Genomic DNA, 18,719 nt, shown 5'->3' with positions numbered 1-18,719 from the left:
GTGAACGGGCCGGGTGAACGGGGCCGAGCGGCCGTGCTCCCGGCGGGCCCGTGGTCAGCCCCGGTACAGCCCGTTCAGCTCGCCGAAGCCGAGCGCGCCGTCCAGCTCCGCCAGCGTCCCGGCGCCGAGCAGTTCGGCGGCCGCGCGGCGCGCCGCGGTGTACGCGAGCTGGGCGAGCCCGGTGCCGACGCTGACACGCCGCACCCCCGTGGCGGCGAGTTCGGCGACGGTCGGCCCGCCCGCGACGGCCATGGCGTTCACCGGCAGCGGGGAGCGCTCGCACAGCCCGGCGAGGGCGTCGAGGTCCAGCAGCCCGGGGACGAACAGGCCGTCGGCGCCCGCCTCGGCGTAGGCCTCGGCCCGGGCCAACACGTCGTCGAGGCCGCCCAGCCCGAACAGGAGGACGTCGGTGCGGGCGTTGACCACCAGCTCGGGCAGCCCGGCCGCGGCCGCCGCCGTCCGGGCCGCCCGCAGCCGGTCGGCCTGCTCGGCCACCGGGAACAGCGGGCCGCCGACGGCCGTCGAGTCCTCCAGGTTGACGCCGACGGCACCGCCCCGACCAGTGCCGCCACGGTCGCGGCCACGTCGGCGGGCGTCGGCCCGTAGCCGCCCTCGGCGTCGACGGTGACCGGCACGTCCACGGCCGCGACGATCCGGCGGGCCGCCTCGACGGCCTGCGCCCGGTCCAGCCGGTGGCCGTCGCCGTGGCCGAGCGACCAGGAGACGCCGCCGCTGGTGGTGGCGATCGCCGGGGCGCCGGCCGAGGCGATGACGGCGGCGCTGCCCGCGTCCCAGGCGTTGGGCAGGACGAGCGGGCCGTCCACGACGAGCTCCCGCAGCCGCAGCGCCCGCTCGCGCGGCGTGGGGGTGGGGGTGGGGGCCTGAGGGGGAATGGACATGCGGGGTCACCGTTCTTCCGTGCCGTCGGGTGCTGCCTCGGTTCCCCCGCATCGTGCGGCCCGGCCCGGGCGGGTCACCACTGATTAAGCTGGGCCCGAATCTTCTGGGAGGGGCCCGGCATGCGGACGGCACTGCACTTCTCCGCGAACGACCTGGCGCTGACCCGTTTCGCCCTCTCCCCCCTGCAGGAGGTGGTGACCAGCCTCCGCGCCCTCGCCCACTCCCCCGTCCCCGCGCTGCACCGCCGCTGGGCCGACCAGGTCCGCGACCGGCTGGCCGCCACCGGACTCGACCGCGGCCGGCTGGCCGTCATGGTCCCGGCCGTCGGCCACCTGCCCGACTTCCTCAACCCCGCACCGGCGGGCTTCTCCCCCGCCCTCGCCGACGAACTGGCCGCGATCGCCGCCACCGGCGCCGGGCAGGTCCGCGCCGACCTGGACATCCTCGCCGCCGAGGCCGGCGGCCGCCTGCCGCCCGTCCTGGAGCCGCTGTACCGCGACCCGGCGGCGCAGCTGCCCCGGCTCACCGCCGAGATCGAGGCGTACTGGCAGCTCGCGCTCGCCCCGTACTGGGCCCGGATCCGCGCCCTGCTGGAGGCGGACGTGTTCCACCGCTCCCGGCAGGCCGCCGAGCACGGCACCGCGCGGATGCTGGACGACCTGCACGAGACGGTCCGCTGGGACGGCCCGGCGCTGCGTCTGGAGCGGCGGCACTGCGCGGTCGCCCGGCTGAGCGCCGGGGCCGGGCTGCTGCTCCTGCCGTCCGCCTTCGCCTGGCCGCGGGTGCTGACCCGGGTGCTGCCGCCGGACCCGCCGCAGCTGAGCTACCCGGCGCGCGGCGCGGCCACCCTGTGGGAGCCGCGCCCGAACGGGCGCCCGGACGCGCTGGCCGCCGTCCTGGGCCGGTCCCGGGCCCGGCTGCTGGCCGAGTTGGACTCCCCGGCCTCGACCACCGAGCTGGCCCGCCGCACCGGTCTGTCCGCCGCCGGCGTATCGCAGCACCTGACCGCCCTGCGCGCGGCGGGTCTGACCAGCGCCCACCGGACCGGTCACAGCGTCCTCTACGCCCGTACGGCGGTGGGCGATTCACTGTTCGAACCGTCCGATGACGCGTTCGACCCGGTGCCGCCCCCGCGACGCCCCACCCGGTGACCCGCCGGTACGAATGGCCCCGCACCGCACACCTCGGCACACCCCCTCCTCATATGATCGGAGCGACATGCGCCATGCTTGGTGATGCAGAGCACGGTACGGAACTTGCGCCGGACGGCCCACCCGCCGAACGGCCGAGAAGGAGGAAGCACGTGGACGACGTTCTGCGGCGCGCCGCACTCTTCGCGGCACTCGACGACGAACAGGCCGGCGAGCTGCGCGCTTCCATGACCGAGGTGACCCTCGCCCGTGGTGAGTCGCTGTTCCACGAGGGCGACCCGGGCGACCGGCTGTACGTCGTCGCCGAGGGCAAGGTCAAGCTGCACCGCGCCTCGCCGGACGGCCGCGAGAACATGCTCGCCGTCCTCGGCCCCAGCGAGATGATCGGCGAGCTGTCGCTGTTCGACCCGGGCCCGCGCACCGCGACCGCCAGCGCGCTGACCGAGGTCAAGCTGCTCGGCCTGGGCCACGGCGACCTGCAGCCCTGGCTGCACGCCCGCCCCGAGGTCTCCATCGCGCTGCTGCGGGCCATCGCCCGCCGCCTGCGCCGGACCAACGACGTGATGTCCGACCTGGTCTTCTCCGACGTGCCCGGCCGCGTCGCCAAGGCCCTGCTGGACCTCTCCCGCCGGTTCGGCGTGCAGTCCGAGGAGGGCATCCACGTCGCCCACGACCTCACCCAGGAGGAGCTGGCCCAGCTGGTCGGCGCCTCCCGCGAGACGGTCAACAAGGCGCTCGCCGACTTCGCCGGCCGCGGCTGGCTGAAGCTGGAGGCGCGCGCGGTGGTGCTGATGGACGTCGAGCGGCTGTCGCGCCGCTCGCGCTGACCTCGGCGCGCACGTCTTCACGCCTTCACGCCGTAAACGCCGAAGGGCCCGTCCGCTCGGACGGGCCCTTCGGCGTTCCCCTTCGGCGTTCCGTTGCCCGCCCCGCGCGCGACGGGATCAGTCGAGGCCCGGGATCAGCCCGTGCTCCTCCAGGTACTCCAGCTGCGCCCGGACCGAGAGCTCGGCGGCCGGCCAGAGCGCCCGGTCGACGTCGGCGTAGACCCGGGCCACCACCTCGTCCGCGGTCCGGCAGCCGGCCTCGACCGCGGTCTCCACCTGGGCGAGCCGGTTGGCCCGGTGGGCGAGGTAGTAGTCGACGGCGCCGAGCGCGTCCGCGAGCGCCGGACCGTGGCCGGGCAGCACCGTCCGCACACCGTGCGCGGAGGCCATCGTGTGCAGGTGGCGCAGCGAGTCCAGGTAGTCGCCGAGCCGACCGTCGGGGTGGGCGACCATCGTGGTGCCACGGCCGAGGACGGTGTCGCCGGTGAGGATCGCGGCGTCGGCGGGCAGGTGGAAGGTCAGCGAGTCCGAGGTGTGGCCGGGGGTGGCGACCACCCGCAGGTCGAGGCCGCCGACGTCCAGCCGCTGGCCGTTGACCAGGCCCTCGGAGCCCAGCCGGTGCGCCGGGTCCAGCGCGCGCACCTCGGTGCCGGTGAGTTCGGCGAAGCGGGCCGCGCCCTCGGAGTGGTCGGCGTGGCCGTGGGTGAGCAGGGTCAGCGCGACGCGTTTGCCCTGCTGTTCCGCGAGGTCGACCACCCGGCGCAGGTGGCCCTCGTGCAGCGGGCCGGGGTCGACCACCACGGCGAGGTCCGAGCCGGGCTCGGAGAGCAGCCAGGTGTTGGTGCCGTCCAGCGTCATCGGCGACGGGTTGGGCGCCAGCACGCACAGCGCCCGGGCCGTGGCCTCGCCGTCGATGGTGGCGGCCGGGTCGCCCGGCAGGAGCCCGCTCACCGGTTGTCCCCGCCGGGCCGGTGCAGGGCCCTGAGCGGCAGGACCCGGACGAGCGGCCGCTGGGCCTCGACGAACGGGACCGGACTCTCGCAGGCCGGGGTACGGGGGATCAGGCGGCGGGCGGGCAGCTCGGGTGCCGTCCGGCGAGCCACGGCGTTGTGGGTCATCGGGCGTCGGTCCTCTCTGTTTCGAGTCTGTTCGGCGGCGTCGTCGGCGTCGTCGGCGTCGTCGGGCGACAGTGCCGACGAGGGCGGCGCCGGTCGGTCAGGCGTCCTCGGGGAAGTCCCCGTCGATGGTCAGTTCGTCGTACCCGGGCCAGCGGACCGTCATCCGGTCGCCCCGGACCTCGGCCCGGCCCAGCACCGGCTCCAGCGACCGCCCGGAGGCCGCGGTCAGCGCCTCCGCGGCGGTGCGCACCGGCGCCAGCTCGCGCAGCACCGTCACGGTCGGCGGCAGCATCCCGAACCGGCCCTCCCGGTAGCCGAGAACGGCCTCGGCGGGCGTCAGCCAGGCCACCCGGTCGGCCTCGCCGACCTCCAGGGCCGCGCTCTGCCCGGCCGGCAGCACCGCGACGAAGAACCACGTGTCGTAGCGGCGCTCCTCGAACTCCGGGGTGACCCAGCGGGCCCAGCCGCCCAGCAGGTCGCTGCGCAGCACCAGAGCGTGGTCGCGGAGGAACTCGGCGAAGGACAGCTCGTGCGCCTCCAGCGCCGCCCGCTCGGCGCTCCAGTCGCGCGGCGCGGCGACGCTGTCCGCGTCCGGGCCGGCCAGCAGGACGCCGGCTTCCTCGAAGGTCTCGCGGACGGCCGCGCAGACCACCGCCCGTGCCGTCCGGGCGTCCACCCCGAGCCGTCGCGCCCACTCCTCGGGCGCCGGTCCGGCCCAGCCCGTCTCCACCTCGGCGTCGCGCGGATCCACCCCGCCGCCCGGGTAGGCGTACATGCCGGCCGCGAAGGCCATCGAGGTGCGCCGGCGCAGCAGGTACGCCTGCGGCCCGGCGGCCGCGTCGCGCAGCAGCACGACCGTCGCGGCCAGCCTGGGCACCGGCGGGGTCAGCACGCCGGAGTCGACCGCCCGGATCCGGGCGGGCCAACCGGGCGGCATCGGGAGCGTCGTCGCTCGATGGTCCATGCCCGGATGCTAAGCGTACGAAGGCGGGGTTGGACAGGCCCAACCCCGCCTTTCGCGATCACGCTCAGCTGTTCTTGACGCGCACCTGGAGCTCGACCTCGACCGGGGCGTCCAGCGGCAGCACCGCGACGCCGACCGCACTGCGGGCGTGCACCCCGGCCTCGCCCAGCACCTTGCCCAGCAGCTCGCTGGCACCGTTGATCACGCCCGGCTGACCGGTGAAGTCGGGGGCGGAGGCGACGAAGCCGACCACCTTCACGACCCGCTCGATCTGGTCCAGATCACCGATCACCGACTTGATCGCGGCCAGCGCGTTCAGCGCGCAGGTCTGCGCGAGCTCCTTGGCCTCCTCCGGGGAGACCTCCGCGCCGACCTTGCCGGTGCTCGGCAGCTTGCCGCCGACGACCGGCAGCTGGCCGGAGGTGAACACGAACTCGCCCGAGCGCAGGGCCGGCACGTACGCGGCGACCGGAGCGGCCACCGGCGGCAGGGTCAGACCCAGGTCGGCGAGCTTGGCCTCGACCTTGCTCATGCGTTCTTCTCCCGCTTGAAGTAGGCCACCAGCTGCTCCGGGTTCGGGCCCGGCACGACCTGGACGAGCTCCCAGCCGTCCTCGCCGAAGTTGTCCAGGATCTGCTTGGTGGCGTGTACGAGCAGAGGCGCCGTCATGTATTCCCACTTGGTCATGGCCAGACTCTAGACGAGCGGCCACGGCGATCGGCGCCGCCCACGGACCGGCGTGTGAGGTGGCCCACAAAGGGGGCATGATTCAGGCCCGGCCCCCCTGGTGCTCCGGGCATCCGGCGCGCTCCCTGGTTACCCTCGCGAGAGGGCACCGGTAGTTCGGGCCGGCCGACGGAGCGGCCCCGGCCCACGAGACGGACGGAGACGGAGCGTGGCACGCACCCCCGGCCAGGCGGCCCGGCGCGACCCCGACTGGGAGGGCGTCCGGCTGCACGTGGTCAGCGGCAAGGGCGGCACCGGGAAGACCACGCTGGCCGCCGCGCTGGCGCTGGCGCTCGCCGCCGACGGCGGCCGGGTGCTGCTGATCGAGGTCGAGGGGCGCCAGGGCATCGCCGAGCTGTTCGGCATCGCCGCCCTCCCGTACGAGGAGCGCCGGATCGCCGCGGTCTCCCGCGCCCAGCTGGGCCTGCCCCCCGACGACGGGGGCGGCGGAGGCGGCGGCGAGGTGCTCGCGCTGGCCATCGACCCCGAGCAGGCGCTGCTCGAGTACCTGGAGATGTTCTACAAGCTCGGCCGGGCCGGCAAGGCGCTGCAGAAGGTCGGCTTCGTCGACTTCGCGACCACCATCGCGCCCGGCGTCCGGGACGTCCTGCTCACCGGCAAGGCCTGCGAGGCGGCCCGGCGCAAGGGCCCGGACGGCCGCCGCCGCTACGACGCGGTCGTGATGGACGCGCCGCCGACCGGGCGGCTCACCCGGTTCCTGAACGTGAACGCCGAGGTCGCCGGGCTGGCCCGGATCGGGCCGATACACACCCAGGCACAGGCCGTGATGCGGGTGCTGAAGTCGCCGGAGACCGCGGTGCACCTGGTCACCCTGCTGGAGGAGATGCCGGTGCAGGAGACGGTCGACGGCTTCGCCGAGCTGCGCGAGGCCAGGCTCCCGGTGGGCGGGGTGATGGTCAACATGGTCCGGCCGCCGGTGCTGGACGCCGCGGCGGTGGCCGCGGTGGACGGGAACCACCGCGAGGAGGTCGCCCTGGCCCTCGGCGAGGCCGGGCTCGGCGGGCGCTCGCGCAAGCCGGAGACGGTCCGGGCGGCGGTGGAGCCGCTGCTCGACCCGCTGCTGGAGCAGGCCAGGGAGCACGCCGAGCGGGTCGAGCTGGAGCGCGAGCAGCGCGCCGACCTCCAGCAGCTGCGGCTCCCCACGTACGAACTGCCGCTGCTGGGCGAGGGCGTGGACCTCGGCGGGCTGTACCGGCTGGCGGGCGAACTGAAGCGGCAGGGGGCGGCGTGACCACCAACGGAACCAGCGGGAACGGCGGGGCCGGCCGGGCCCACGGCGGCGGTAGCAGCGGTGGGGTCGGCGACGGCGGCAGCGGTGTCCGGGCCGCCGGCAGCCGGCTCGCCGTCGACGGGCTGATCGACGACCCGAGGACCAGGATCATCGTCTGCTGCGGCTCCGGCGGCGTCGGCAAGACCACCACCGCCGCGGCGATCGGCCTGCGGGCCGCCGAACGCGGCCGCAAGGTCGTCGTTCTGACCATCGACCCGGCCCGCCGGCTCGCCCAGTCGATGGGCCTGACCGAGCTGGACAACACCCCCCGGGTCGTCAAGGGGGTCACCGGCAACGGCGAGCTGCAGGCCATGATGCTCGACATGAAGCGGACCTTCGACGAGGTCGTGCTCGCCCACGCCGAGCCCGAACGGGCCAAGGCGATCATGGAGAACCCGTTCTACCAGTCCCTGTCGGCCGGCTTCGCGGGCACGCAGGAGTACATGGCGATGGAGAAGCTCGGGCAGCTGCGCGATGCCGAGGAATGGGACCTGATCGTCGTCGACACCCCGCCGTCCCGCTCCGCACTGGACTTCCTGGACGCGCCCAACCGGCTCGGCTCCTTCCTCGACGGCCGGGTGATCCGGATCCTGACCGCCCCGGCCAAGGTCGGCGGCCGCAGTGCGATGAGGTTCCTCAACGCCGGCATGGGCCTGATCACCGGCACCCTGGGCAAGATCTTCGGCGCCCAGCTGCTCACCGACGTGCAGACCTTCGTCAGCGCGATGGACTCGATGTTCGGCGGCTTCCGCGAGCGCGCCGACCGCACGTACCAGCTGCTCAAGGCGCCGGGCACGGCGTTCCTGGTGGTGGCCGCGCCGGAGCGGGACGCGCTGCGCGAGGCGGCGTACTTCGTCGACCGGCTCGCCGCGGACCGGATGCCGCTGGCCGGTCTGGTGCTCAACCGGGTGCACGGCTCGGGCGCGCCGCAGCTCACCGCGGAACGGGCGCTGGCGGCCGCCGAGGCGCTGGAGGAGAACGGCTCGGAGCACGCCTCGCCCGAGGCCGAACTGCTCGCGGCCGGGCTGCTGAGGCTGCACGCCGAACGGATGCAGATCATGGGGCGGGAGCGCCGAACCCGCGACCGCTTCGTCTCCGTGTACCCGGACGTGCCGATCGTGGAGGTCGCCGCGCTGCCGGGCGACGTGCACGACCTGGACGGGCTGCGCGCCATCGGGGACCGGCTCAGCGGCACCGCGTAGGCACCGGCCCGACCCGGGCGCCCAACACCGGTGCGCCCGGCGCGAACGTCGTCGGCACGGATGTCCTCAGCCCGAACGTCCTCGGCGCGAACGTCCTCGGCGCGGGTGCGCCGGACACGGGTGCGCTGGGCACCGATGTCCTCAGCCCGATGGCCCCCCGGCACCGGTCTGCCACGGCGCGGGTCCGCACCGCGCCGGTGTGCTCAGCCCGCCTGGGCGTAGTCCGTCAGTATCACGCCGGTCGCGAGCGACTCCTCGTACTCGGTGCGGGCCGTCTCCAGCAGTCTCCGCCACGAGATGACCGTCGGGCGGCGGCGCAGCAGCGCCCGGCGCTCGCGCTCCGTCATCCCGCCCCAGACCCCGAACTCGACCCGGTTGTCCAGTGCGTCCGCCAGGCACTCCGTGCGGACGGGGCAACCGCTGCACACCGCCTTGGCGCGATTCTGCGCCGCCCCCTGGACGAACAACTCGTCCGGATCACTCGTGCGGCAGGCGGCCTGCGCACTCCAGTCGTCAACCCAGCCCATCCCGGCGCCGTCCTCTCCCGTATCGAGGCTCCCCCACGGCGGCAACGGCATATTCACCGTTGCCAGTTGAGGACGTTACGGAAGAACGACAGCGAGCAACAGCCCCTCCGGGCTCAATCTCGAATGACCCGATTGGACTATGGGTACCGGTCAGCTCACTCGTTGGAGTGATCGCAGGTCGCAAGCCTTGTCAATCGCGACGCGGCAACTCTCGCCACGCGTGTCATCACGGAGCGCTACCGTTCACACGGGTACAGCAGGCCACAGCTGCCTCAAAAACCCTCTAATATCGGGCAATTCGGGCAAGTCTCTGCACTCACAAGAGTGAATGGTGTTGACGCACCGAAGCTGTCGCAAGCTTGTGACAAGCGTAGGGGAACACCTGCCCCTGTGGGCGGGATTCCGCGACGTAGGGTTCTCCTCATGGCACCGAAGCGCCCCCAGGCATCCCAGCCCCCAGGCAACACCGGAGCTCCGCGCGATAAGCGCCGCGAGTCGCCGCTCGACATCGCGGGACACGGAGTGAAGTTCCTGGGCGTCAGCGTGCTCTCCGGAGTCCTGCTGGCAGGCCTCGCCCTGCCCGCCGTCGGCGCCATCGGGCTGACCGCCAAGGACACGGCGGAGAGCTTCTCCAACATCTCCGACGACTTCAAGACCCCGCCGCTCACCCAGGCGACGCAGATCTTCGACGCCAAGGGCGGCCTGATCGCCAAGGTGTACGAGCGCGACCGCACCGTCCTCACCGCCGACCAGATGTCACCGTTCATGCGGCACGCCCAGGTCGACATCGAGGACGCCCGCTTCTACGAGCACGGCGCCGTCGACCTCAAGGGCGTGCTCCGCGCCATCGGCAAGAACGCCGAGAGCGGCACCACCTCGCAGGGCGCCTCGACGCTGACCCAGCAGTACGTGAAGAACGTCAACGTCGAGAAGGCCGGCGACGACCAGGCCGCGGTGCTGGAGGCGCAGCGCAAGACCCTGGGTCGCAAGATCCAGGAGCTCAAGGTCGCGATCAAGCTGGAAGAGGACCTGTCGAAGGACCAGATCCTCACCAACTACCTCAACATCACCTTCTACGGCCACCAGGCCTACGGCATCGAAGCCGCCTCCCAGCGCTACTTCAGCAAGAGCAACAAGGACCTGACCGTCGCCGAGGCCGCCACCCTGGCCGGCATGGTGCAGAACCCGTCGTCCTACGACCCGGTGCGCTACCCCGACAACACGGTCAAGCGCCGCAACGTCGTGATCGACAAGATGCTCGAGAACAAGCACATCACCCCGGACCAGGCCAAGGAGGCCAAGGCCGCCCCGCTGGGCCTGAAGTTCAAGGACCCGCAGAACGGCTGCATCACCGCCCAGGCCGGCATGGGCTTCTTCTGCGACTACGTGCGCCACGTGGTCAAGCAGGACCCGGCGTTCGGCAAGAGCGCCGCCGACCGCAAGAAGCTGTGGGACACCGGCGGCCTCAACATCTACACCACGCTGGACCCGGACAAGCAGGCCGCCGCCCAGAACGCCGTCACCAAGAAGGTCAACGTGACGGACACGGTCTCGGCCGCCGCGACCATGATGGAGCCCGGCACCGGCAAGATCCTGGCCATGGCCCAGACCCGCCCGTACGGCCTGGACCCGAACAAGAACCAGACCGTCGTCAACCTCAACGTCGACTCCGCGATGGGCGGCGGCAACGGCTTCCAGACCGGCTCGACGTTCAAGCCGATCCTCGCTGCGGCGGCCCTGGAGTCGGGCCTGTCGCCCACCCAGCCGTTCCCCTCCGAGAACAAGATCGACTACCCGCAGATGACCACCTGCACGGGCACCTGGAGGAACACCGACAAGCCCAAGGCCACGGTGAAGAACGAGTCGGCCGGCGAGATCGGCCCGTACGAGCTCAAGCAGGCCATGGCCCTCTCGGTCAACACCTACTTCGTGCAGATGGAACAGCAGGTCGGCCTCTGCGCGATGAAGCAGATGGCCAACAAGCTGGGCATCACCCAGTCCGCCAAGGGCGACGCCTTCCAGGAGGTCCCCTCGATGGTCCTCGGCACCCTGGAGCTCAGCCCGCTGACCATGTCGAACGTCTACGCGACCTTCGCGGCCCGCGGCAAGTACTGCACCCCGATCGCGATCAACAAGATCAGCACGGTCGACGGCAAGGACGTCAAGGTCCCGCAGACCACCTGCAGCCAGGCCTTCTCCGAGCAGACCGCGGACGCCCTCAACACCGTCCTGCTCAACGTGACCGAGAAGGGCACCGCGGCCGCGCTCAAGCTCGACGACGGCCGGCAGATCGCCGGCAAGACCGGTACCACCGACGAGAAGAAGGCCGCCTGGTTCAGCGGCTACACCCCGTCGCTGGCCACCTCCGTCTGGCTCGGCGGCCCGGCCGGCGGCGTCAAGATGAAGAACATCAACATCGGCGGCAAGCACTTCGACGAGGTGTTCGGCGCCGACGGCCCCGGTCCGATCTGGCAGCTCGCGATGAACCAGGCCCTCAAGGGCTCGTCCCCGGAGCAGATCCAGACCATCAACATCCCGGACCCGGCGCCCAAGACCGACCCCAACGCCAACCAGACCGGCGGGGCCACGCCGCCGGCCGACCCCGCCCAGCAGCAGCCCGGCGGCAACCCGCCGCCCCAGGGCGGGAACCCGGGCGGCAACCCCGGTGGCAACCCGGGCGGGAACCCCGGCGGCGGCAGCAACAACGCCGGCGGGATGATCGGCGGCGGGTTCACCTTCCCGCCGGGCGTCATCGGCGGGAACAACGGCGGCAACGGTGGAAACGGCAACGGCGGCAAGCACGGCGGCAACAACGGCTGACCGGCCCCCGACCCGGGCACGACACGACGAAGGGGCGCCCTCCGAGATCACTCTCGGAGGGCGCCCCTTCGGGCTCGGCGGACGGTGCCATCCGGGCCCTGGCCAGCTGGCGCCCTTCGGGCCTGGCGGCGGGGCTCAGCCCGTCAGCGCCGCCCTCACCGCGGCGGCCACCCGGCCGCCCTCCGCCAGGCCGTCCACCTTCGGCTTCACCAGCTTCATCACGGCGCCCATCGCCTGCGGACCGGCCGCCCCGCTCTCGGCGACGGCGTCCGCCACGATCGCGGTCAGCTCCTCGTCGGAGAGCTGCTTGGGCAGGTACCCCGCCAGCACCTCGCCCTCCTCGCGCTCCCGGGCCGCCTGCTCCACCCGGCCGGCGGTGTCGAACGCCTCCGCCGCCTCCCGGCGCTTCTTCGCCTCGCGGCCGATCACCTTCAGCACCTCGTCATCGGACAGCTCGCGCTTCGCCTTACCCGCCACCTCCTCGCTGGTGACGGCGGCCAGCGTGAGCCGGATGGTGGACGAGCGCAGCTCGTCCCGGTCCCTGATCGCGGCCGTGAGGTCCTCGTGCAGCTTCGCCTTGAGCGTCGTCATGGCCCCGAGTCTCCCACCTGCGACGTTCGGTCGCTTGCCATTAACCGGCCCGGCGGCAGGCAACGGGCCCGCTGGCACGTAGCGGACCCGCCTGCGGCCCCGTATCCGCGCACGGCCACCGGACGTTCACCGGCTGATCCACCGTCTGAGAGCATGGAGCGATGCGACCGCTGTACTCCGTTCCCCTCGGCTTCGCCGCCGCCGGCGCCGCCTGCCTCGCCTACTCCGTCGGGTACGAGGTCCGTTCCTTCCGGCTCCGCCGGGTCGAGGTCCCCGTCCTGCCCCACGGCGCCCGGCCCATCCGGGTACTGCAGGTCTCCGACATCCACATGGTGAGCGGGCAGGGCAAGAAGCAGCGCTGGCTGCAGAGCCTCGCCGGCCTGCGCCCCGACCTCGTCGTCAACACCGGCGACAACCTCTCCGACCCCCTCGGGGTCCCCGCCGCCCTGGACGCGCTCGGGCCCCTCATGGACTTCCCCGGCGTCTACGTCTTCGGCTCCAACGACTACTACGGCCCGGCCCGCAAGAACCCGGCCCGCTACCTCCAGGCGATGCGCAGCGGCGCCCACGGCCTCAACAACGCCGACGGCACCGGCCGCCGCGGCATCACCGGCGCCGTCCACAACCCGTGGGAGAAGCTCCGCGACGGCTTCGACGCGGCCGGCTGGCTCGACCTCACCAACACCCGCGGCCGGCTCACCATCGGCGGCCTCGACCTCGAATTCACCGGCCTCGACGACCCGCACATCCGCCGCGACCGCTACAGCGAGGTCGCCGGCGGCCCCTCCCCCGACGCCGACCTCTCCCTCGCCGTCGTCCACGCCCCCTACCTGCGCGTCCTCGACGCCTTCACCGCCGACCGCTACCCGCTGATCCTGGCCGGCCACACCCACGGCGGCCAGCTCTGCATCCCCTTCTACGGCGCCCTGGTCACCAACTGCGACCTCGACGCCCGACGGGTCAAGGGCCTCTCCACCCACCAGGCCGGCGGCCGCCGCTCCTACCTCCACGTCTCCGCCGGCTGCGGCACCAACCGCTACACCCCCGTCCGCTTCGCCTGCCCCCCCGAGGCAACCCTCCTCACCCTCACCCCGGCCCCCCGCTGACCTGCACCGGACGCCCGCCAAGAACCGGATTTCGTGTCTCGGCGAGCGTCCGGTAGAGTTCTACTCGTTGCGAAGGAGACGGAGCAACAAACCGCAGGACCGGGGTGTGGCGCAGCTTGGTAGCGCGCTTCGTTCGGGACGAAGAGGCCGTGGGTTCAAATCCCGCCACCCCGACCCAGTACAGAGGGCCCATCGGAGAAATCCGGTGGGCCCTCTGGCGTTGTGCGTGACCAACGTTGTGCGTGACCGACTGAGTGACCGAGCCTCAGTGTGGAGCACCCTCCTGTGCCGCAGCCCTCGCGGAGTTCCCTGGGATCGGGGGGCGGTGACGGAGGTGGGTGCGGCGTCGGCGAGTGGAGAGCAGGGCCCTGCCGGAGGTGTTCGGGAGGGCCCTTTGGTGTGGGTGGGGTGTCAGAGGGTGGTGGGGAGGTCGGTGCGGGAGGTGATGTGGAGTTTGGGGTAGGCCTTGTAGAGGTGGTGGGCGACGGTGCGGGGGCTGAGGAAGAGTTGGGCGGCGATCTCGCGGTTGGTGAGGCCTTGGGCGGCCAGGCGGGCGATCTGGAGTTCCTGGGGGGTGAGGGGGGAGTCGGGGGTGCCGGTGGGGCTGGTGGTGGGGGCCGGGGTGCCGGTGGCGGTGAGTTCGGTGCGGGCGCGGGCGGCCCAGGGGTGGGCGGCGAGGCGTTCGAAGGTTTCGAGGGCGGCGCGCAGGTGGGGGCGGGCGTCGGTGCGGCGGCGGGAGCGGCGCAGCCATTCGCCGTAGAGGAGGGCGGTGCGGGCCTGCTCGAAGGGGCGGTGGGTGCCTTCGTGGAGGTCGAGGGCGGCGCGGTAGGCGGATTCGGCGAGTTCGTCGGGGCCGAGCAGGGCCTGGCAGCGGAGTCGGAGCGCTTCGGTCCAGGGGCGGTCGGCGGCGGCGCTCCAGCGGGCGAAGCGTTCGTAGGGTTCGGCGGAGCGCTCGGGGGTGCCGAACCGGACGGCGGCTTCGACCAGGTCGGGGACGGCCCGGGTGGCGCTGACGTGGTGCCGGTGGGGGCCGGTGGTGAGGGTGTGCAGGCGGTCGGCGGCGTCGCCGGCGCGGCCGTGGCCGAGGTCGAGCAGGGCGAGTGCCCAGTGGGCCCAGGGGCGGCCGGCCGCGGGGGCGGCGGTCTGCGGGCCGGTGGTGGCGAGGGATTCGGCGGTGAGCCGGGTGCAGCGGTCGGTGTCACCGTCGAGGGCCGCCAGGTAGGCGAGGAGCGCGGTGAGTTGGCTGGTCCACTGGTGCTGGCCGGTGTCACGGGCGAGGGCGAGGGCTTCGGTGGCGGTGACTTCGGCGTCGCGGTGGCGGCCGTGGAAGAGTTCGGCCTCGGCGAGGAAGAACTGGAGGGTGGGCATCACACCGATGGTGCCCTTGGCGCGGGCTTCGGTGACGAGTTCGCCGCCGAGTTCGGCGGTCTCGTCGTCGCGGCCGAGGATGAGGGTGGCGCCGCAGAGTTGGACGAGGTCGACGGGGGTTTCGGCGCCGGCCTTGCGGGCTGCCGCGGCGGTGTCGCGGGCGGCGGGCGGCTGTGGTGCGGGCCGGCCGAGGGCGGGGAGTACGGCGGCGGGCAGGTGGCGGGCGAGCGGGGCGAGCGGGTCGTCGTCGGCGAGCGGTAGCGCGGCCAGCCGGTCGAGGACGGCGATCACCGGCTCCTCGCCCGCGTACCAGGCGGTGTGGAAGGCCTGGAACAGCATCCGGGCGGCGTGCGGCGCCTCGATGGCGGTGCCGGCGGCGTCGAGCAGCAGCCGGTAGGCGGTCGGGTAGGAGCCGCGCCAGAAGTGCGCGGTGGCCCGGACCTGGTCGAGCAGTGCGTGTGCCAGGGGGTTGTCGGTGCGGGCCCCGGCCTCGTCGGCGAGCGTCTCGGCCCGCACCAACTTCCCTTCTTCGGTGGCGGCTTCGGCGGCCAGGACGAGGCGGCGGGTGGCGGCGTCGCGGTCCGGGGTGAGCCGGGCGGCCCGCTCGTACGCGGCGGCGGCGCCGCCGTGGGCGCCGCGGGCCTCGGCGCGGACGGCGGTGCGTTCCAGCGCGTCGGCGAGGGCGGCGTCGGGGGCGGTGGCGGCGTGGGCCTGGTGCCAGGTGCGGCGGTCGCCGTCCGGCAGTGCTCCGGCGATGGCCTGGTGAATCGCCAGCCGCTGGTGGTGCGGGGCGCGTTGCAGGATGGCAGCCCGCAGGAGCGGGTGGCGGAAGGCGATCCGGCGGTCGGGGGTGACGCTCGCCAGGCCGGATTCCTCGGCGGGGCCGAGGTGTTCGGCGGGGACGCCGAGGGCGGCCGCGGCGGGCAGGACGACGTCGAGCTCGCCGGTCTCCTCGGCGGCGGCGACCAGCAGGAGGGTCTGGGTGGCCGGGGGCAGGCCGGTGACCTGGCCGTGGAAGGCGATCAGCAGCCGGCTGGTGAGCGGCAGGCCACCGGGCGCGGGCGGCGGCGAGCCGTGGGTGTTCGCCTGCGTCCCGGCGGCGATGGGGAGTTCGGTGAGGGCGAGCGGATTGCCGGCCGCCTCGACGAGCAGCCGATCGCGGACGGCGGCGGGCAGGCCGGGGCCGGCCCGGTGGTCCAGGAGCCGGGCGGCGTCGGGCTCGGGCAGGCCGGTCAGCCGGAGCTCGGGGAAGCCCGTGGTCGGGAGTTCCGGTGCGCCGCCGCCGGTGCGGGCGGCGAGCAGCAGGGCGACTCCTTCGGCCTGGAGCCGGCGGGCGGCCAGCAGCAGGGCGTCGAGGGAGGCGTCGTCCAGCCACTGTGCGTCGTCGAGGACGCACAACAGGGGCTGTTCGGTGGCGAGTTCGGCGAGCAGTCCGAGGGTGGCGAGCCCGACCAGCAGCCGGTCGACCGGGGCGCTTTCCTCGGAGAGTCCGAACGCCGCTTCCAGGGCGCGCCGTTGCGGCCCGGGCAGGGCGTGCAGCCGGTCGAGGCCGGGCGCGAGCAGCAGGCTCAGCCCGGCGAAGGGCAGTTCCGCCTCGTACTCGACGCCCGCCGCCCGGATCACCCGGAACGCCTCGCCCGCCCGCCCGACGGCGTGGTCCAGCAGCGCGGTCTTGCCGATCCCGGGCTCGCCCCGGAGCAGCAGCACCCCGCTGCGGCCTTCGCGTGCCGCGTCCAACAGTCCCGCCACGACGGACTGTTCGTGTTCCCTCCCGTACAGCATGCCCCCGACCCTACCGAGGCCCTCCCGGCCGCAGGTGCGGGCGGGCCCGCCGAGCACACCTACGTACCCCCCGCCGGACGCTACGTACCCCCATGCCGATACGTGACTGATTCGCCCGCGCCGGCCCGTCCCTACCTTGGTGAGCAGCGGGAACGAGCCGCTCAACCACCCACCGGGACACGGGAGAAGACCATGACCGAGATCACCACCACCGCCCTCCAGCAGCTCGCCGAGCGCTACCTCGCGGTCTGGAACGAGACCGACCCGGGCGCCCGCCGCAAGCTGATCGACGAGGTGTGGGCCGTGGACGGCCGGTACACCGACCCGCTGGCCGCCGTCGCCGGCCGGGACGCGATCGACGCGTTGATCGGCGCGGCCCAGGCCCAGTTCCCCGGGCTGGAGTTCACCCTCGGCCCGGTGGACGCGCACCACGACATCGCCCGGTTCACCTGGAACCTCGGGCCGGCCGGCGCCGAGCCGGTGGTGATCGGCTTCGACGTCCTGGTGGCCTCGCCGGACGGGCGGATCGGCTCGGTGTACGGCTTCCTGGACCGCGTCCCGGGCGCCTGACGGCAGGCCGGACGGGTCGGGGGCGACCCCCACCGCCCCCGACCCACTCCCCCCAACCCCACTGAGGAGAAGCCGAGATGAGCTCCGCCCTGACCGCCCGCCCATCGACCGCGACCGGCAATGCGCCCGACAATGCGCCCGGCACCGCGGGCACCGCCGCGAGCACCACCGCGCCCGGGGCCGAGGCGGCGGCCGGCGCCCCGCGCGGCCTGCTGGCGGTCGTCCTGACCGCCACCTTCATGACCGCCCTCGACTTCTTCGTCGTCAACGTCGCCGTCCCGTCCGTCCAGGCCGACCTGGGCGCCGGACCGGCCGCCGTCCAGTGGGTGATCGCCGGATTCAGCCTGGCCCTCGCGGCCGGCCTGGTCACCGCCGGCCGACTCGGCGACCGGTACGGCCGGCGCCGGGTGTTCGGGCTCGGCCTGGCCCTGTTCACCCTCGCCTCCGCGGGCTGCGGCCTCGCCCCCACCGCCGCCGCGCTGGTCGGCGCCCGGGTGGTGCAGGGTCTGGCGGCGGCGCTGATGGGCCCGCAGGTGCTGGCGATCCTGCGGACGGCGTTCAGCGGCGCGGCGCAGGCGCGGGCCTTCGCCCGGTACGGGCTGACCATGGGCGTCGGCGCGGTGTTCGGCCAGTTGATCGGCGGGCTGCTGATCCGGGCGGACCTCTTCGGCCTCGGCTGGCGCAGCTGCTTCCTGATCAACCTGCCGATCGGCCTGGCCGCTCTGGCCCTGGTCCGCCGCTGCCTGCCGGAGTCGCGCGCCCCGCAACGGCCGGGCCTGGACCCGGTGGGCGTGCTGCTGGTCACCACCGCGCTGACCGCCCTGGTGCTGCCGCTGATCCAGGGCCCCGCGCAGGGCTGGCCGCTGTGGACCTGGCTCTGCCTGGGCGGCGCGGTCGCCCTGCTGGCCGGCTTCGTGGTGCATCAGCACCGCACCCGGACCCGCGCCACCGCCCCCGGCTCCGGCTCCGCCACCGCCCCCGACTCCGGCAGCGGCTCCGGCCCCGCCGCCCCGCTGGTCGACACCCGGCTGTTCCGGACCAGGGCCTTCGGCGCCGGTCTGCTCGCCCAGCTCGCCTTCTGGCTCGGCCAGGCGTCCTTCTTCCTGGTGCTCGCCCTGTACCTCCAGCTGGGCCGCGGCCTGGACGCGCTCGGCGCCGGGCTGGTGTTCACGGCGATCGGCCTCGGCTACCTGCTCACCTCCAACGCCACCCACCGCGTCGCCGCCCGGCTCGGCGGGGCCCGGACGATCGCCGTCGGCGGGCTGCTGATGGCCGTCGGGCTGGGCCTGCTCGCCCTCGCGGTGTACGGCGCGCCGGGCGGAAGCGTGTGGTGGCTGACGCCGGGGCTGTTCGTGGACGGCCTGGGGATGGGCCTGGTGATCGCCCCGGTGACCTCCGTGGTGCTGGCCGGGGTCGAGCCCCAGCTGGTCGGGTCGGCCGCCGGGGTGCTGGCCACCGTGCAGCAGGTCGGCGGGGCGCTGGGCATCGCACTGATCGGCCTGCTCTACTACGGCGGAGGCGACCCGGCGGCCGCGTTCGGCCGCAGCGTGACGGCGCTGGCGGCGCTGGAGCTGGTGCTGGTGGGCCTGGTCCGGCTGCTGCCGCGGAAGGGCTAGCGGGACCGAGCGGGCGCGCACGAGCGGACGGGTTCACAGGAGCGGACGGGCTCCCGGGAACGGGGGTGGGAGGGACGGGGCGGGCGGGGGGGGGGGGGGGGGCGCGGGGCCGCCCCCCCCGCCCGGGGAGCGCCCGCCCCGCGGCGGGGGTGCCCCGCGC

General features: G+C 74.0%; 16 protein-coding genes, 1 tRNA gene and 1 pseudogene. 9 read left to right on the top strand and 9 right to left on the bottom strand.

All coding sequences use genetic code 11. From position 1 onward, the window contains the following. Positions 1–54: 54 nt before the first annotated feature. A pseudogene (locus ACIOGZ_RS15505) lies at positions 55–899 on the bottom strand (isocitrate lyase/phosphoenolpyruvate mutase family protein). 120 nt (positions 900–1,019) lie between these two features. Between ACIOGZ_RS15505 and ACIOGZ_RS15500 the strand changes: the two are divergent. After that, on the top strand, positions 1,020–2,051 hold the full coding sequence (locus ACIOGZ_RS15500) for a DUF5937 family protein (protein ID WP_400986160.1): 1,032 nt from the start codon (positions 1,020–1,022) through the stop codon (positions 2,049–2,051). Between the two features lie 152 nt (positions 2,052–2,203). After that, positions 2,204–2,878: a Crp/Fnr family transcriptional regulator gene (locus ACIOGZ_RS15495; RefSeq protein ID WP_030240972.1), complete on the top strand. Its 675-nt coding sequence runs from the start codon at positions 2,204–2,206 to the stop codon at positions 2,876–2,878. Positions 2,879–2,995: 117 nt separating this feature from the next. Here the strand turns inward: ACIOGZ_RS15495 and ACIOGZ_RS15490 are convergent, their stop codons facing one another. The 5 genes from ACIOGZ_RS15490 to ACIOGZ_RS15470 form a co-directional block, all read right to left on the bottom strand. Beyond that, on the bottom strand, positions 2,996–3,829 hold the full coding sequence (locus tag ACIOGZ_RS15490) for an MBL fold metallo-hydrolase (protein WP_363579691.1): 834 nt from the start codon (positions 3,827–3,829) through the stop codon (positions 2,996–2,998). Then, positions 3,826–3,996: a hypothetical protein gene (locus tag ACIOGZ_RS15485; RefSeq protein ID WP_363579692.1), complete on the bottom strand. Its 171-nt coding sequence runs from the start codon at positions 3,994–3,996 to the stop codon at positions 3,826–3,828. Before ACIOGZ_RS15485 ends, ACIOGZ_RS15490 begins: the two co-directional genes overlap by 4 nt. A gap of 97 nt (positions 3,997–4,093) precedes the next feature. Beyond that, positions 4,094–4,960: an NUDIX hydrolase gene (locus ACIOGZ_RS15480; RefSeq protein ID WP_363579693.1), complete on the bottom strand. Its 867-nt coding sequence runs from the start codon at positions 4,958–4,960 to the stop codon at positions 4,094–4,096. A 64-nt stretch (positions 4,961–5,024) separates the two neighbouring features. Continuing rightward, entirely contained in the window at positions 5,025–5,492 is a 468-nt protein-coding gene (locus ACIOGZ_RS15475; protein ID WP_063348662.1) for a RidA family protein, read from the bottom strand. Next, positions 5,489–5,647: a DUF4177 domain-containing protein gene (locus tag ACIOGZ_RS15470; RefSeq protein WP_094743074.1), complete on the bottom strand. Its 159-nt coding sequence runs from the start codon at positions 5,645–5,647 to the stop codon at positions 5,489–5,491. Before ACIOGZ_RS15470 ends, ACIOGZ_RS15475 begins: the two co-directional genes overlap by 4 nt. A gap of 208 nt (positions 5,648–5,855) precedes the next feature. On the opposite strand from ACIOGZ_RS15470, the gene ACIOGZ_RS15465 reads away from it, so the two are divergent. Beyond that, positions 5,856–6,938, top strand: coding sequence for an ArsA-related P-loop ATPase (locus ACIOGZ_RS15465; RefSeq protein ID WP_363579694.1), 1,083 nt, complete (start codon positions 5,856–5,858; stop codon positions 6,936–6,938). A gap of 122 nt (positions 6,939–7,060) precedes the next feature. Further along, positions 7,061–8,179: an ArsA family ATPase gene (locus tag ACIOGZ_RS15460; protein WP_363579928.1), complete on the top strand. Its 1,119-nt coding sequence runs from the start codon at positions 7,061–7,063 to the stop codon at positions 8,177–8,179. A 203-nt stretch (positions 8,180–8,382) separates the two neighbouring features. On the opposite strand, the gene ACIOGZ_RS15455 is transcribed toward ACIOGZ_RS15460, so the two are convergent. After that, positions 8,383–8,706, bottom strand: coding sequence for a WhiB family transcriptional regulator (locus tag ACIOGZ_RS15455; RefSeq protein WP_030240986.1), 324 nt, complete (start codon positions 8,704–8,706; stop codon positions 8,383–8,385). 423 nt (positions 8,707–9,129) lie between these two features. Between ACIOGZ_RS15455 and ACIOGZ_RS15450 the strand changes: the two genes are divergently transcribed. Beyond that, the gene (locus ACIOGZ_RS15450; protein ID WP_400986158.1) at positions 9,130–11,526 is read left to right on the top strand and encodes a transglycosylase domain-containing protein; all 2,397 of its coding nucleotides are present in this window, start codon (positions 9,130–9,132) and stop codon (positions 11,524–11,526) included. 135 nt (positions 11,527–11,661) lie between these two features. Here ACIOGZ_RS15450 and ACIOGZ_RS15445 read toward each other — a convergent pair whose 3' ends face one another. Beyond that, positions 11,662–12,117: a GatB/YqeY domain-containing protein gene (locus ACIOGZ_RS15445; RefSeq protein ID WP_363627816.1), complete on the bottom strand. Its 456-nt coding sequence runs from the start codon at positions 12,115–12,117 to the stop codon at positions 11,662–11,664. A gap of 161 nt (positions 12,118–12,278) precedes the next feature. On the opposite strand from ACIOGZ_RS15445, the gene ACIOGZ_RS15440 reads away from it, so the two are divergent. Continuing rightward, on the top strand, positions 12,279–13,223 hold the full coding sequence (locus ACIOGZ_RS15440; RefSeq protein ID WP_363579697.1) for a metallophosphoesterase: 945 nt from the start codon (positions 12,279–12,281) through the stop codon (positions 13,221–13,223). 100 nt (positions 13,224–13,323) lie between these two features. Further along, positions 13,324–13,397: transfer RNA gene (locus ACIOGZ_RS15435), tRNA-Pro, on the top strand. 237 nt (positions 13,398–13,634) lie between these two features. Here the strand turns inward: ACIOGZ_RS15435 and ACIOGZ_RS15430 are convergent. Beyond that, positions 13,635–16,373 (bottom strand): AAA family ATPase, encoded by a 2,739-nt coding sequence (locus tag ACIOGZ_RS15430; protein ID WP_400986156.1) that lies wholly within the window; start codon positions 16,371–16,373, stop codon positions 13,635–13,637. A gap of 192 nt (positions 16,374–16,565) precedes the next feature. On the opposite strand from ACIOGZ_RS15430, the gene ACIOGZ_RS15425 reads away from it, so the two are divergent. Together ACIOGZ_RS15425 and ACIOGZ_RS15420 are read left to right on the top strand one after the other, a co-directional pair. Beyond that, positions 16,566–16,943 (top strand): nuclear transport factor 2 family protein, encoded by a 378-nt coding sequence (locus ACIOGZ_RS15425; RefSeq protein ID WP_363627818.1) that lies wholly within the window; start codon positions 16,566–16,568, stop codon positions 16,941–16,943. A 77-nt stretch (positions 16,944–17,020) separates the two neighbouring features. Continuing rightward, on the top strand, positions 17,021–18,559 hold the full coding sequence (locus ACIOGZ_RS15420) for an MFS transporter (protein WP_400986154.1): 1,539 nt from the start codon (positions 17,021–17,023) through the stop codon (positions 18,557–18,559). Positions 18,560–18,719: the final 160 nt, after the last annotated feature.

Origin of the sequence: Kitasatospora sp. NPDC088160 (assembly GCF_044741445.1) — a bacterium.
Classification (GTDB): domain Bacteria; phylum Actinomycetota; class Actinomycetes; order Streptomycetales; family Streptomycetaceae; genus Kitasatospora.
This window is presented reverse-complemented; position numbering and strand designations above follow the sequence as displayed.

What these genes read in the sequence shown, in the direction of transcription:
- ACIOGZ_RS15500 (WP_400986160.1), top strand. Translation starts at nt 1,020, where the DNA reads ATGCGGACGGCACTGCACTTCTCCGCGAACGACCTGGCGCTGACCCGT.
- ACIOGZ_RS15485 (WP_363579692.1), bottom strand. Translation starts at nt 3,996, where the DNA reads ATGACCCACAACGCCGTGGCTCGCCGGACGGCACCCGAGCTGCCCGCC.
- ACIOGZ_RS15480 (WP_363579693.1), bottom strand. Translation starts at nt 4,960, where the DNA reads ATGGACCATCGAGCGACGACGCTCCCGATGCCGCCCGGTTGGCCCGCC.
- ACIOGZ_RS15475 (WP_063348662.1), bottom strand. Translation starts at nt 5,492, where the DNA reads ATGAGCAAGGTCGAGGCCAAGCTCGCCGACCTGGGTCTGACCCTGCCG.
- ACIOGZ_RS15470 (WP_094743074.1), bottom strand. Translation starts at nt 5,647, where the DNA reads ATGACCAAGTGGGAATACATGACGGCGCCTCTGCTCGTACACGCCACC.
- ACIOGZ_RS15455 (WP_030240986.1), bottom strand. Translation starts at nt 8,706, where the DNA reads ATGGGCTGGGTTGACGACTGGAGTGCGCAGGCCGCCTGCCGCACGAGT.
- ACIOGZ_RS15450 (WP_400986158.1), top strand. Translation starts at nt 9,130, where the DNA reads ATGGCACCGAAGCGCCCCCAGGCATCCCAGCCCCCAGGCAACACCGGA.
- ACIOGZ_RS15445 (WP_363627816.1), bottom strand. Translation starts at nt 12,117, where the DNA reads ATGACGACGCTCAAGGCGAAGCTGCACGAGGACCTCACGGCCGCGATC.
- ACIOGZ_RS15440 (WP_363579697.1), top strand. Translation starts at nt 12,279, where the DNA reads ATGCGACCGCTGTACTCCGTTCCCCTCGGCTTCGCCGCCGCCGGCGCC.
- ACIOGZ_RS15430 (WP_400986156.1), bottom strand. Translation starts at nt 16,373, where the DNA reads ATGCTGTACGGGAGGGAACACGAACAGTCCGTCGTGGCGGGACTGTTG.
- ACIOGZ_RS15425 (WP_363627818.1), top strand. Translation starts at nt 16,566, where the DNA reads ATGACCGAGATCACCACCACCGCCCTCCAGCAGCTCGCCGAGCGCTAC.
- ACIOGZ_RS15420 (WP_400986154.1), top strand. Translation starts at nt 17,021, where the DNA reads ATGAGCTCCGCCCTGACCGCCCGCCCATCGACCGCGACCGGCAATGCG.